This is a genomic window from Kosakonia cowanii JCM 10956 = DSM 18146, from assembly GCF_001975225.1.
Classification (GTDB): domain Bacteria; phylum Pseudomonadota; class Gammaproteobacteria; order Enterobacterales; family Enterobacteriaceae; genus Kosakonia; species Kosakonia cowanii.
This window is the reverse complement of sequence record NZ_CP019445.1, coordinates 4,405,800-4,418,848: the sequence shown is the minus strand read 5'-3', so window position 1 is coordinate 4,418,848 and position 13,049 is coordinate 4,405,800. Positions and strand designations below refer to the sequence as shown.

Sequence of the window (13,049 nt, the reverse complement as noted above, 5' to 3'; positions counted from 1 at the left end):
GCAACTCTTTTTGCGAGCTGCCTCGACAGAGCGAAAGCCTGCGGCTGATATGCACTCAGAGTGTGGTAATTTGCGCTAAGGATGCAAAAGCCGAGCAGCAGCAAAAGGAGACGTTAATGAACATTGCACAATATCTTCGTGAGGAGGGGCTGGTTAAAGGTCTGGCTCAGGGGCGAGCCGAGGGCGTTCAGCAGGAAGCGATGCGCATCGCGAAAGTGATGCTGGAAAAGGGGATGGAGCCTGACGTTGTGGCCTCCCTGACCGGTATTCCGGTTGAGATGGTAGAGAAAGCCCGCCACTGACACGCTCCGGTGCAAGGCTTTTCGTCCTCAGGCCGAAAGCGTATTTGCCTCAGGCCGTGCATGCTATTAGGCGTTCTGCTGTCGGGAAAATAAGCGTACAATCAGACGCTTTGGGGCGCTGCCCCGTTTCGTGCGGAACGTGAAAATGAAAAAGTTAGCTCTATTAGGATGTGCTGGCATGTTGCTGGCCTCCGCCGGTGCGCAGGCGATTAGCCTGAATGGACAGATTGGTAAAGATTACAGCAGCCTCGGTTTCGGTCTGGGAACCGAAACCAGCGGTATCGCAGTCAGCGGTAACTGGGCGCATAGCGAAGATGATGGTGACACCGCAAGCCTTGGGCTCGGTTACAACCTGCCGCTCGGGCCGTTCCTGGCAACCGTGGGCGGTAAAGGCATCTATCTGAACCCGGATGAGGGCAGCGAAGGTTACGCCATCGCTGTCGGCGGCGGTTTGCAGTGGGAGATCGCCCGCAGCTTCAACATTTTCGGCGAGTATTACTACTCTCCGGACTCGCTCTCAAGCGGCGTCAAAGAGTACCAGGAAGCCAAGGCCGGTGCGCGTTATACCATTATGCGCCCGTTCACCGTCGAAGCCGGTTATCGCTACATTGAGATGGCAGGCAAAGATGGTCGCCGCGACAGCATTGTTGCGGATGGTCCTTATCTCGGCGCCAGCGCCAGCTTCTGATCCCCCGGCGCGGCAGCCGCCGCGCCCGTTTCCCCTCTTTAGTCTGCGCATGCGCTATAGTGTTTCAACCCCGATTGCAGGAGCGAACGATGTTAAATGTGGAGATGTTATCGACCGGCGATGAAGTGCTGCATGGCCAGATTGTCGATACCAATGCGGCCTGGCTGGCCGACGTATTTTTTAACCAGGGGTTGCCGTTAACGCGCCGCCATACCGTTGGCGATAACCTCGACGATTTAATTGCGATTTTGCGCGAGCGCAGCGAACAGGCCGATGTGCTGATCGTCAATGGCGGTCTTGGACCGACCAGCGATGATTTGAGCGCGCTGGCAGCAGCCACCGCCAAAGGCGAAACGCTGGTGCTGCACGACGCGTGGCTTAAGCAGATGGAGCGCTTTTTTACCGATCGCGGCCGCGTCATGGCACCCAGCAACCGCAAGCAGGCGGAGATCCCCGCCAGCGCCGAGCTGGTCGATAACCCGGTTGGCACCGCCTGCGGGTTTGCATTGCAGTTCAACCGCTGCCTGATGTTTTTTACCCCCGGCGTCCCCTCTGAATTTAAAGTGATGGTCGAGCAGGAGATCCTGCCGCGTCTGCGTGAGCGTTTCACTCTGCCGCAGCCGCCGGTCTGCCTGCGTTTGACCACCTTTGGTCGCTCCGAGAGCGATCTGGCAGAAAAACTCCAGCATCTCGATCTGCCGCCCGGCGTGGTGATGGGTTACCGCTCATCGATGCCGATTATCGAACTGAAACTGACCGGTCCGGCGGAGCAGCGTACGGCGATGGAAGCGCTGTGGCCGGAAGTGAAAAAAGTGGCGGGGGAAAGCCTGATTTTTGAAGGCACCGAGGGTTTACCGGCCGCGATTGCCTCCGCACTGCGCGAGCGTCAGCTGAGCCTGACTCTGAGCGAGCAGTTCACCAGCGGGCTTATCGCCTTGCAACTCTCCCGCGCCGGTGCGCCGCTGCTCGCCAGCGAAGTACTGCCGTCGCAGGCAGAAGCGCTGGCACAAACCGCGCGCTGGACAACCGAGTCACGCAACCGGCATCTCGCCGGGCTGGCGTTGACCGTTACCGGGCTGGAAGAGGATCACCTCAACTTTGCGCTGGCGACGCCGGAAGGCACCCGCGCCCTGCGGGTGAAGTTCAACAGCAGCCGCCACAGCCTGGCGGTGCGCCAGGAGGTCTGCGCGATGATGGCGCTTAATATCCTGCGCCGCTGGCTGGCGGGCAAAGATATCGCCAGCGATCACGGCTGGATTGCGGTGGTTGAAACCCTCGCTGTGGAATAAATCAACAGGAGAGGTGCTGGCGTTAGCCTAGTGCCCGCGCCAGCAGCGTAATGGGATGTTCGCAGGGTTTGCCGGTGGACATCTCAATCTGCCACTTGCAGGTCTCACAATCCGTTACCACCAGATCTGCACCGCTGGCCTCGATTTGCGCAAACAGCGGTGCGCCAATGGCCTGCGAGGTGGCGTAGTTCTCCCGCTTAAAGCCATAGGTGCCCGCGATGCCGCAGCAGGCAGAATCGAGCACCGTCAACTCTAAACCCGGAATGCGCCGCAGCAGATCCAGCGTGTAGTGCGTCCAGCCCATCTTCTCCATATGACACGGCGTGTGATAGACCACTTTCAGCGGCATCTCTCTGAGCCGCAGAGTGTGCCCCTCATCGAGCTGTCGCCAGATCCAGCGGGTGGCTAAATCAATATGTGTGCGCAGGTGGCTGTTATCGACCTCCAGCAGATGTGGATACTCGTCGCGCAGGGTGAAGGCGCAGGTGGAGGAGGTGGCGAGCACCTGCATTCCATCCATGCCAATCGCCTGCTCTAATGCATTGAGGTTGAACTGCGCCTGCTTTTTCGCCTTTGCGAAGTAGCCGTTGGCAATCAGCGGGACGCCGCAACACTTCTCACGCTGCAATAACTGCACGCCAATGCCCATCTGGTTCAGCACGCGGATCAGGTCTTTCCCTAGCTGCGGATGGTTGTAATTGACATAGCAGCCATGGAAAAACGCCACCTGCTCGCCGTAGGCACGCTGCTGCGGCGCCACGCTGCGATACCAGTGGCGAAACGTGCCGCCGCTGGCATATTTCGGCAGCGTGCGGTGATGATCGATTTTTAATGCTTTATCCAGCAACTGGCGCACCGGCTTCAGGGAAGTCGCGGCATTGACCAGCGGCGCGAGAGGCGTCGACAGGGTACCCATCAAATCCGTATGGCTGAGAATCGCATTACGTACCGACAGCGGTTTTGCCCCATGCTGCGCGCGGGCGCGCTGGATCAGATCGCCAATTTTCACCCCGGATGGGCATGCGGTTTCGCAGCGCTTGCAGTTGGTGCAATATTTCAGCGCATCGTCATACAGCGCGGCATCTTTCAGCCGCAGCCGCTCGCCATCCGGCCCCGCCTGTTTTGGCCCGGGGTAGGCGGGGTTAACCCGGCTTACCGGGCAGGCGGTGGTGCAGGCGGTACATTTGATACAGCTTTCGAAAGAGTTATGCATTAGGGTTTTCCTCCCTGATCGAGGATCTGCTGCGCGGCATGCAGCGCCGTCACGGCGCAAACACCGCCGCCGCAGCCCTGGGCGATGGCGTCATAGCCGCCAAGTAGCGAGCCGATCGCATAGAGATTTTCAAGCGGTTGCCCGTCGCGCAGACCACGAAGCTGTTCATCGGTGCGCACGCCAAACTGGTGCCATGGCTGCGGGGCAAAGAGATCGTCGCCATACCACTCCCGGCGCGAAGCGCTTTGCAGAACATCGAGATTGAACACCGCTTCGCGCACGCGATCGTGCCCGGCGACCAGCCCGTTACTGAAAAACCTGCCGCTGGCCAGCACAATATGGCGCGCGCGCAGCGGCAGATCGTCATGCTTGCGCGTCCAGAGCTGCGTTACCTGGCCGTGATTGATATCGGCGCGCAGTACCTCATCGCCTGGCATCCAGCTGCCGCCGCTGCGCGTAAACCGCTGCTGTAAGGCGTGCTGTAAGCGCATGCCCAGCACCGAAGGCGGTAGCGTGGCGATCAGCCGCAGCGGGCAGGCCAGATCTTCGCTCAACTGCGTAAACACTTTACTCTCCGTCAGACCAAAACAGGCGGGGAGCCACAGCATCTCGTAACGCGCACTCAGCGGTCGCAGGGCGGCGCAGAGATCGGCGTAATGTTCAGGACGATCGAGCTGGCGCGCGATGGTCACGGCGCGAAACTCGCTGGGGTTATCGCGAAGCGTGTCGAGAAGCGGGAGCGCAATCTCTTCAGCCCCGGCAGCAACACCGCGCTGGCGCAGCGCTTCCACCGCCAGTTCGGGCTGAAAGTCGAGAAAACCGCTGATGCCAATAACACCGACGCGCAGCCCCTGCGGTGGTTTCAACGCAATCTCTTGCGGGCTGAGCCACGCCCGGCGATAAGTGCCCAGCGGCGTGACGCGCAGGCGCGGCGTATCGACATCGCCCTGCATATTTAGCCCGCAGTCGGCGAGCAGAGTTTGGGTTTGCTGCGCATAGTGGCGCACGCGCTCAACGCCAAGCCGCGCATAGGGATGCTCGGGGTGATGATGTTGCAGATGCGAAATGGACTCTGTCAGCGTGCCGGCCGGTTTGCCCTCCGGCAGACGGGAGAGCAGATCGAGAGAGCCGGAAGAGAAGCTCAGCCCACTCTGGCCGCGGCTGACAATCGCGCAGCGCTGGCCGCTCTCACTCAGACGAATGCCGCACAGTAGTCCCGCCAGCCCGCCGCCGATAATCACCGTATCAAATCTCATCATCCTGCTCCTTCTCCAGCCCGCACAGCCCCTGGTAAACCCAGCGGGTAAACTCGCTTTCGCGCAGCGCATCGCCCCAGGCAATGGGTTTGATGCCCTTCCAGCGCTCGTTCAGAAACTCCGCCAGCTGCCTGCGCGCTTCGTTGTCGCGCGTGACATGCAGCCGGTTAAGCTGCCCGGCGGCGCGGCAGGCGCAGAGCTCGCCCTGGCAGGTGCCCATACCGACGCGGGTGCGGCGGCGCAGATCGAGCAGTGAGGTGACATTGAGGTTTTCCACCGCGTACTGCACTTCACCGGCGGTGACGGCTTCGCACTCACACACCAGGCTGCGGTTGTGTCGGTCGCTGGCGAGCCACGTCGGGGCACGATCGCCGTGACGGTAGACCGCTGAACCGCGCAGCGGCGTCGGCAGAGAGATGATCTTCTTCAGTGCCTCGTCTGGTGAACCCAGCGATCCCGGCAGCGCTTTTGTCGCCGTGGTGCAGGCTACGTTATGGTTGAGCTTGCGGCAGACGGCATCCGTTGCCCACTCAGCCATCAGGCGGTAGGTCATTAGCTTGCCGCCGGTAATGGTGATAAACCCCTCCAGCCCGTCGCGCGCAGCGTGGTCGAGCAGCACAATGCCGCGGCTGACGTTGCGCCCGCTGGGATCGTCATCGCTTGCCACCAGCGGACGCACGCCAGCATAGGCGCGCAGGATGCGCGTTTGCCCCATTACCGGCGCCAGTTTCTCCCCTTCGCGCAGCAGAATATCCACCTCATCCGCCGTGACGCGCACGTTATCGATATCGGCATAATCAATCTGCGTTGAAGTGGTACCAATCAGTGAAATGGTGTCGCCGGGCACAAGAATATCGGCGTCGGCAGGTTTGCGGCAGCGGTTGATGACATGCTGGTTAATGCGGTGATCGAGGATCAGCAGCGCGCCTTTTGCCGGGAACATGCGAATGCGCAAATCGGCATACTCCGCGATGCGCTGGCCCCAAATCCCGGCGGCATTGACCACTACCGGGGCATGCAGGTCGCGGATTTCACCGCTGGCGAGATGGCGCAGGCGCACGCCATACACCGTGTCGCCTGTGCGCAGCAGGCCGCAGACTTCGTGGCCGGTAAGGATTTTTGCACCGTGCTCGCGGGCATCAAGCATATTGCTGGCGGTCAGGCGGAAGGGGTCGACAGTGCCGTCCGGCACGCGCACCGCGCCGATAAGTTGCGGATTGACGCTCGGCTCCATGCGCCTGGCTTCCTGTGGACTAATGGCCTGCGCGGCAATCCCGGCGCGGGTGCAGGCATCAATGAAGTGTGCCTGGTAGCTCAGATCGTCTTCCGGCAGGGTGATAAATAGCCCGTCGGTCGCTTCAATACAGTGGCGGGCAATACGTTTGAGGATCTGGTTTTCGGCGATGCATTCACGCGCTGATTCGTTGTCGGTCACCGCATAACGCGCGCCGCTGTGCAGCAAACCGTGGTTGCGGCCGGTGGCACCGGTGGCAATGTCGTGGCGTTCGAGCAGAACAGCGCGCAGGCCGCGCAGGGCGCAATCACGGGCGATACCGGCACCCGTTGCGCCGCCGCCAATAATGATCACATCGTAGTCGTTTGAGTAGGGCACGGTCGTCTCCTGGCTGGTCGACGTTCTTTACCGACCATTTAGCCATACCCTTACTGTGGTTTGTTTGATATCGCGCATATACGAACAAGAAACGAAAGTGAAATGCACTTTTCCGCACGAAGTTAGAGCTTTGTCATATTTCTGTAACATTATATGTGGCATTTCGTTCTTTCTCGTCAAAACTTTCTCTACAATCCGCCGCGAACAACTCAAGCGATTTTCGTTTTCACTCATGACGCCTGATGTCATGACTTTTACCGTGCCACGGAGGCAGTTTATGTTGAGCATTTTCAAACCCGCCCCCCACCAGTCTCGCGTGCCCGACGCGCAGGTTGATCCTCTGTACCGCCGCTTACGGTGGCAAATCTTTCTGGGCATCTTCTTTGGCTACGCCGCCTACTATCTGGTGCGTAAGAACTTTGCGCTGGCGATGCCCTATCTGGTGGAGCAGGGCTTCTCGCGCGGCGATCTGGGCTTTGCGCTGTCGGGGATCTCAATTGCCTACGGCTTCTCAAAATTCATTATGGGCTCGGTGTCGGATCGCTCGAATCCGCGCGTCTTCCTGCCCGCTGGTCTGATCCTCGCAGCGGCAGTAATGCTGTTTATGGGCTTTGTACCGTGGGCCACCTCAAGCATTGCGGTGATGTTTGTGCTGCTGTTCCTCTGCGGCTGGTTCCAGGGGATGGGCTGGCCGCCGTGCGGACGCACGATGGTGCACTGGTGGTCGCAGAAGGAGCGCGGCAGCATTGTGTCGGTGTGGAACTGCGCCCATAACGTCGGCGGCGGTCTGCCTCCGCTGCTGTTCCTGCTGGGGATGGCGTGGTTTAACGACTGGCATGCGGCGCTCTATATGCCAGCCTTTGGTGCCATTCTGGTGGCGATTATCGCTTTCGCACTGATGCGCGATACGCCGCAATCCTGCGGCCTGCCGCCGATTGAAGAGTACAAAAACGACTACCCGGATGATTACAGCGACAAGCATGAAGAGGAGCTGACGGCGAAGCAGATCTTTATGCAGTACGTGCTGCCGAACAAGCTGCTGTGGTATATCGCCATCGCTAACGTCTTTGTCTATCTGCTGCGCTACGGCATCCTCGACTGGTCGCCGACCTACCTGAAAGAGGTGAAGCATTTCGCGCTGGATAAATCCTCCTGGGCCTACTTCCTCTATGAGTATGCGGGCATTCCCGGCACGCTGATCTGCGGCTGGATGTCGGACAAAGTCTTTAAGGGTAACCGCGGCGCGACCGGCGTCTTCTTTATGACGCTGGTGACCATCGCCACTATCGTTTACTGGCTCAACCCGGCGGGCAACCCGGGCGTGGATATGGCCTGCATGATTGTCATTGGCTTCCTGATTTATGGCCCGGTAATGCTGATTGGTCTGCACGCGCTGGAGCTGGCACCGAAGAAGGCGGCCGGTACCGCGGCGGGCTTTACCGGCCTGTTTGGCTACCTCGGTGGCTCGGTGGCGGCGAGCGCCATTGTTGGCTATACCGTCGATTTCTTCGGCTGGGATGGCGGTTTCATGGTGATGATTGGTGGCAGCGTGTTAGCGGTTCTGCTGCTGATCGTGGTGATGATTGGCGAAAAACGCCATCACGCTGACGTGCTTGCGCGTCGTCAATAACAGGAGATGTTATGAAATTGTCCTTTAGCCGCATTACGGCAGGCCTGCTGCTGGCGGGCCTGATGGCAGGCCAGGCGCTGGCCGCGGAGAAGCTGGTGATCGCCCATCGTGGCGCCAGCGGTTATCTGCCGGAGCATACGCTGCCCGCCAAAGCGATGGCCTATGCCCAGGGCGCGGATTATCTGGAGCAGGATCTGGTGATGACCAAAGATGATCGTCTGGTGGTGCTGCATGACCACTATCTCGATCGCGTCACCGATGTTGCTGAGCGTTTTCCCGACCGCGCCCGCAAAGATGGCCGCTATTACGCCATCGATTTCACGCTGGATGAGATCCGCTCGCTGAAATTCACCGAAGGGTTTGAGTTAAAGAACAGCAAGAAAGAGCAGGTTTTCCCGGGCCGTTTCCCGATGGGCAAATCCGATTTCCGTATTCATACCTTTGAAGAGGAGATTGAGTTTGTGCAGGGGCTGAACCACTCGACCGGCAAAGATATCGGGATCTACCCGGAGATCAAAGCCCCGTGGTTCCACCATCAGGAAGGGAAGGATATTGCGAAGGCGACCCTTGAGGTGCTGAAGAAGTATGGTTACAGCAGCAAGAAGGATAAGGTCTATTTGCAATGTTTCGACGCTGATGAACTTAAGCGCATCAAAAATGAGCTTGAGCCGAAGATGGGGATGGATCTCAATCTGGTGCAGCTGATTGCTTATACCAAATGGAATGAAACCCAGCAGAAGCAGCCGGACGGCAAATGGGTCAATTACGATTATGACTGGATGCTGAAACCCGGCGCGATGAAGCAGATTGCGCAGTACGCAGATGGTATCGGCCCCGATTACCATATGCTGGTGGCGGATGGTTCGAAGCCGGGCCACGTGCAGCTAACCGCAATGGTGAAAGAGGCGCATGCCAGCCATTTGCAGGTGCACCCGTTTACGGTGCGCGCCGATCAGCTGCCGCCGTATGCCACCGATGTGAATCAGCTTTATGAAGTGTTGTACCACCAGGCCGGGGTCGACGGGTTGTTTACCGATTTCCCCGATAAAGCGGTGCAGTTTTTAAAGCGTAAATAAGAGTGGAACCCGATAAGCGAAGTTGCCTGATGGCGCTTCGCTTATCAGGCCTACAAAGGATATCAGGCCTGGGAAGGATGAGTGTGCAGAAACTGTAGGCCGGGTAAACGCAGTGCCACCCGGCATTTTTTTACATCTCGATCTCGATATCGCCTTTCGCCCGGCAGCAGCAGGGCAAAATTTCCCCTTCGTTGATAAAGGCCAGCGGCTCGCTAATCCAGTCCACCTGGCCTGCTACCAGCCGACAGCGGCAGGAGCCGCAGTAGCCTTCACGGCACTGGTATTCAACTTCCACCTGCTGGGACTCCAGCGCCACCAGCAGGGAAGGGTGCTCTTCCTGGCAATGCACCTGCGTGCCGGAAAGGCGGAGCGTAACCCGGCTCATCACAGCTGGAAGTTGCTCAGATCGTCGGTATCGACCTGTGAGTCGATCTGCCCGACGAGGTAGGAACTCACTTCCACTTCCTGCGGCGCCACCTGCACGTTATCGGACACCAGCCAGGTGTTGATCCACGGAATCGGGTTGGAGCGGGTCTGGAATGGCAGATCAAGACCCACCGCCTGCATACGGATGTTGGTGATGTACTCAACATACTGGCAGAGGATATCTTTGTTCAGACCAATCATTGAGCCGCCGGAGAAGAGATACTCCGCCCACTCTTTCTCCTGCTGCGCCGCCTGCACAAACAGGTCGTAGCACTCTTTTTTGCACTCTTCGGCAATCTCCGCCATCTCCGGATCGTCAACCCCGGAGCGCAGCAGGTTCAGCATATGCTGGGTGCCGGTCAGGTGCAGGGCTTCATCGCGGGCAATCAGGCGGATGATTTTAGCGTTGCCTTCCATCAGTTCGCGCTCGGCGAAAGCGAAGGAGCAGGCGAAGCTGACATAGAAGCGAATCGCTTCCAGCGCGTTCACGCTCATCAGGCAGAGATAGAGCTTCTTCTTCAGTTCGCGCAGGCTGATGGTGACGGTTTTGCCGTTCACGCTATGGGTGCCTTCGCCCAGCAGATGCCAGTAGTTGGTCATCTCAATCAGCTCGTCATAGAAGGAGGAGATCCCTTCCGCGCGCTTGAGGATCTGCTCATTGGTGACGATATCGTCAAATACCACCGCCGGATCGTTAACGATATTGCGGATGATATGGGTGTAGGAGCGCGAGTGAATGGTTTCTGAAAACGCCCAGGTTTCAACCCAGGTTTCCAGCTCCGGAATGGAGATCAGCGGCAGCAACGCAACGTTCGGGCTACGACCCTGAATCGAGTCCAGCAGCGTCTGGTACTTCAGGTTGCTGATAAAGATATGCTTTTCATGTTCCGGCAGTGCCTGGAAGTCGATGCGATCGCGGGAAACATCAACTTCTTCCGGACGCCAGAAGAAGGAGAGTTGCTTTTCGATCAGCTTTTCGAAGATGTCATATTTTTGCTGGTCGTAGCGCGCCACGTTCACCGGCTGGCCAAAGAACATCGGCTCGAGCAGCTGATCGTTTTTCTTCTGAGAAAAGGTGGTGTATGCCATGAATGTGAGTCCTGTCTTGCGAAAAAAAGGGCGGGTTTCCCCGCCCCTTAGTTAGATCTTACATGCGCCGCTTTCGCAGCCATCGTCCTGGATAGAAGGGACCAGGTCATCCTGCGCATCTTCCGCGCCGTCGCGGGTGTTTTGATAGTAGAGCGTCTTCACACCAAATTTGTAGGCGGTCAGCAGGTCTTTCAGCAACTGCTGCATCGGCACCTTGCCCGACGGGAAGCGGGTCGGATCGTAGTTGGTGTTTGCTGAAATCGACTGGTCGATAAACTTCTGCATAATGCCGACCAGTTGCAGGTAGCCGTCGTTGTTCGGCATTTCCCACAGCAGCTCGTAGGCATCTTTCAGCTCTTCATAATCCGGCACCACCTGGCGCAGGATGCCATCTTTCGACGCTTTGATGCTCACGTGGCCGCGCGGCGGCTCAATGCCGTTGGTGGCGTTGGAGATCTGCGACGAGGTTTCAGACGGCATCAGGGCAGAGAGCGTCGAGTTACGCAGGCCGTGCGTGGTGATATCGTCACGCAGCGCTTCCCAGTTGTAGTGCAGCGGCTCGCTGGTAATGCCATCGAGATCCTTTTTATAGGTATCGATCGGCAGAATGCCTTTGGCGTAGGTGGTTTCGTTGAACCACGGACAGGCGCCTTGCTCTTTCGCCAGCTCGTTGGAGGCTTTCAGCAGCCAGTACTGAATTGCTTCGAAGGTCTGATGCGTCAGGTTGTTGGCGCTGCCGTCGGAGTAGCGCTTGCCGTTTTTCGCCAGCCAGTACGCGAAGTTGATCACGCCGATACCGAGGGTACGACGACCCATCGCGCCACGTTTTGCGGCCGGGATCGGGTAGTCCTGGTAATCAAGCAGGGCGTCAAGGGCGCGCACCGCAAGCGTAGCCAGCTCTTCCAGCTCGTCGAGATTCTTAATCGCACCAAGGTTAAAGGCAGAGAGCGTGCAGAGCGCGATCTCGCCATTTTCATCGTTAACGTCTTCCAGCGGCTTGGTCGGCAGAGCGATCTCAAGGCACAGGTTGGACTGACGCACCGGCGCAACAGCCGGATCGAACGGGCTGTGGGTGTTGCAGTGGTCGACGTTCTGGATGTAGATACGGCCGGTCGAGGCGCGTTCCTGCATCATCAGCGAGAAGAGCTCGACCGCTTTAATACGCTGTTTGCGGATGGAGTCATCTTTTTCGTACTGCGTGTACAGACGCTCGAACTCATCCTGATCGGCGAAGAAGGCGTCATAGAGGCCAGGCACGTCGGACGGGCTGAACAGGGTAATATCTTCACCTTTCAGCAGACGGGTATACATCAGTTTGTTGATCTGTACACCGTAGTCCATATGACGCACGCGGTTGCCTTCGACGCCGCGGTTGTTTTTCAGCACCAGCAGGCTTTCCACTTCCAGATGCCACATCGGGTAGAAGAGGGTTGCCGCGCCGCCGCGAACGCCGCCCTGCGAGCAGGATTTCACTGCGGTCTGGAAGTGTTTGTAGAACGGCACACAGCCGGTGTGGAACGCTTCACCGCCGCGGATCGGGCTGCCCAGCGCACGGATGCGACCGGCGTTGATGCCGATACCGGCGCGCTGGGAAACGTACTTCACAATCGCACTGGAGGTGGCGTTGATGGAGTCCAGGCTGTCGCCGCACTCGATCAGTACGCAGGAGCTGAACTGGCGCGTCGGCGTACGCACGCCGGACATGATCGGCGTCGGCAGCGAAATTTTGAAGGTCGAGACCGCGTCATAGAAACGCTTCACGTAGTCCAGACGGGTTTCGCGCGGGTAGTTAGAGAAGAGGCAGGCAGCAACCAGAATGTAGAGGAACTGCGCGCTCTCGTAGATTGCACCGGTGACGCGGTTCTGCACCAGGTACTTCCCTTCCAGCTGCTTAACGGCCGCGTAGGAGAAGTTCATATCACGCCAGTGATCAATAAAGCCGTCCATCTGCTGGAACTCTTCTTCGCTGTAGTCTTCCAGCAGATGATGATCGTATTTACCCAGCGCAACCATGTTCTTCACGTGGTCGAACAGCGCAGGCGGTTCAAACTGGCCGTAAGCTTTTTTACGCAGGTGGAAAATCGCCAGGCGCGCGGCAAGGTACTGATAATCCGGCGCATCGCGGGAGATAAGATCCGCAGCGGCTTTAATAATGGTCTCGTGGATATCGGAGGTTTTGATACCGTCGTAAAACTGAATATGTGAACGCAGCTCCACCTGAGAGATGGAAACGTTGCTCAACCCTTCTGCGGCCCAATCCAGTACTCGATGAATTTTGTCGAGATTGATGCGCTCAGTGCCACCATCACGCTTTGTCACCAGCAGACTCTGATTCATTTGCTTACCTGTCCGTGAAATAAAAGTATCCCCCGTATTATCCACAAATCAGCACTGTGACTAACTCTGTGGATAAATACTATATATAGGGGGTTTGCGATAAGAGAAACGCTATATGGTGAGTATTCTAG

Annotated in this window: 11 protein-coding genes; 5 read left to right on the top strand and 6 right to left on the bottom strand. The window is 58.1% G+C overall.

The annotated features are described in order from the left end of the window. Positions 1–116 precede the first annotated feature (116 nt). The 3 genes from BWI95_RS20920 to BWI95_RS20910 all read left to right on the top strand — a co-directional run bounded on the left by BWI95_RS20920 (position 117) and on the right by BWI95_RS20910 (position 2,279). Positions 117–302 (top strand): RpnC/YadD family protein, encoded by a 186-nt coding sequence (locus tag BWI95_RS20920; RefSeq protein WP_054803354.1) that lies wholly within the window; start codon positions 117–119, stop codon positions 300–302. 145 nt (positions 303–447) lie between these two features. Continuing rightward, the gene (locus BWI95_RS20915) at positions 448–990 is read left to right on the top strand and encodes a YfaZ family outer membrane protein (RefSeq protein WP_076770186.1); all 543 of its coding nucleotides are present in this window, start codon (positions 448–450) and stop codon (positions 988–990) included. An 89-nt stretch (positions 991–1,079) separates the two neighbouring features. Beyond that, positions 1,080–2,279, top strand: coding sequence for a nicotinamide mononucleotide deamidase-related protein YfaY (locus tag BWI95_RS20910; protein WP_076770185.1), 1,200 nt, complete (start codon positions 1,080–1,082; stop codon positions 2,277–2,279). A gap of 22 nt (positions 2,280–2,301) precedes the next feature. Here the strand turns inward: BWI95_RS20910 and glpC are convergent, their stop codons facing one another. From glpC to glpA, 3 genes are read right to left on the bottom strand one after another with little or no spacing between them, the layout of a single operon-like run. Beyond that, a complete protein-coding gene (glpC, locus tag BWI95_RS20905) occupies positions 2,302–3,492 on the bottom strand; it encodes an anaerobic glycerol-3-phosphate dehydrogenase subunit GlpC (protein ID WP_076770184.1) in 1,191 nt (396 codons plus the stop codon). Further along, positions 3,492–4,748, bottom strand: coding sequence for a glycerol-3-phosphate dehydrogenase subunit GlpB (gene glpB, locus BWI95_RS20900; protein WP_054803355.1), 1,257 nt, complete (start codon positions 4,746–4,748; stop codon positions 3,492–3,494). The genes glpC and glpB overlap by 1 nt, the downstream gene beginning before the upstream one ends. Beyond that, positions 4,738–6,360, bottom strand: coding sequence for an anaerobic glycerol-3-phosphate dehydrogenase subunit A (glpA, locus tag BWI95_RS20895; protein WP_076770183.1), 1,623 nt, complete (start codon positions 6,358–6,360; stop codon positions 4,738–4,740). The genes glpB and glpA overlap by 11 nt, the downstream gene beginning before the upstream one ends. 277 nt (positions 6,361–6,637) lie before the next feature. Here glpA and glpT point away from each other — a divergent pair, with 277 nt between their 5' ends. Continuing rightward, a complete protein-coding gene (glpT, locus tag BWI95_RS20890) occupies positions 6,638–7,990 on the top strand; it encodes a glycerol-3-phosphate transporter (protein WP_023479895.1) in 1,353 nt (450 codons plus the stop codon). Between the two features lie 11 nt (positions 7,991–8,001). Next, positions 8,002–9,066 carry a glycerophosphodiester phosphodiesterase gene (gene glpQ / locus BWI95_RS20885; protein WP_054803356.1) on the top strand — a complete coding sequence of 355 codons (1,065 nt, stop codon included), beginning with the start codon at positions 8,002–8,004 and terminating at the stop codon, positions 9,064–9,066. A 130-nt stretch (positions 9,067–9,196) separates the two neighbouring features. On the opposite strand, the gene yfaE is transcribed toward glpQ, so the two are convergent. The 3 genes from yfaE to nrdA are packed head-to-tail and all read right to left on the bottom strand — an operon-like array spanning position 9,197 to position 12,918. After that, entirely contained in the window at positions 9,197–9,451 is a 255-nt protein-coding gene (gene yfaE / locus BWI95_RS20880; RefSeq protein WP_042713436.1) for a class I ribonucleotide reductase maintenance protein YfaE, read from the bottom strand. After that, positions 9,451–10,581: a class Ia ribonucleoside-diphosphate reductase subunit beta gene (nrdB, locus tag BWI95_RS20875; protein WP_023479667.1), complete on the bottom strand. Its 1,131-nt coding sequence runs from the start codon at positions 10,579–10,581 to the stop codon at positions 9,451–9,453. Before nrdB ends, yfaE begins: the two co-directional genes overlap by 1 nt. Positions 10,582–10,632: 51 nt before the next feature. Further along, positions 10,633–12,918: a class 1a ribonucleoside-diphosphate reductase subunit alpha gene (gene nrdA / locus BWI95_RS20870; protein WP_054803357.1), complete on the bottom strand. Its 2,286-nt coding sequence runs from the start codon at positions 12,916–12,918 to the stop codon at positions 10,633–10,635. Positions 12,919–13,049 lie beyond the last annotated feature (131 nt).

Excerpts from the sequence above, each read along its gene's own strand:
- nrdB (WP_023479667.1), bottom strand. The coding sequence starts at position 10,581 with ATGGCATACACCACCTTTTCTCAGAAGAAAAACGATCAGCTGCTCGAG.
- glpT (WP_023479895.1), top strand. The coding sequence starts at position 6,638 with ATGTTGAGCATTTTCAAACCCGCCCCCCACCAGTCTCGCGTGCCCGAC.
- glpB (WP_054803355.1), bottom strand. The coding sequence starts at position 4,748 with ATGAGATTTGATACGGTGATTATCGGCGGCGGGCTGGCGGGACTACTG.
- BWI95_RS20915 (WP_076770186.1), top strand. The coding sequence starts at position 448 with ATGAAAAAGTTAGCTCTATTAGGATGTGCTGGCATGTTGCTGGCCTCC.
- nrdA (WP_054803357.1), bottom strand. The coding sequence starts at position 12,918 with ATGAATCAGAGTCTGCTGGTGACAAAGCGTGATGGTGGCACTGAGCGC.
- glpQ (WP_054803356.1), top strand. The coding sequence starts at position 8,002 with ATGAAATTGTCCTTTAGCCGCATTACGGCAGGCCTGCTGCTGGCGGGC.
- BWI95_RS20920 (WP_054803354.1), top strand. The coding sequence starts at position 117 with ATGAACATTGCACAATATCTTCGTGAGGAGGGGCTGGTTAAAGGTCTG.
- BWI95_RS20910 (WP_076770185.1), top strand. The coding sequence starts at position 1,080 with ATGTTAAATGTGGAGATGTTATCGACCGGCGATGAAGTGCTGCATGGC.
- yfaE (WP_042713436.1), bottom strand. The coding sequence starts at position 9,451 with ATGAGCCGGGTTACGCTCCGCCTTTCCGGCACGCAGGTGCATTGCCAG.
- glpC (WP_076770184.1), bottom strand. The coding sequence starts at position 3,492 with ATGCATAACTCTTTCGAAAGCTGTATCAAATGTACCGCCTGCACCACC.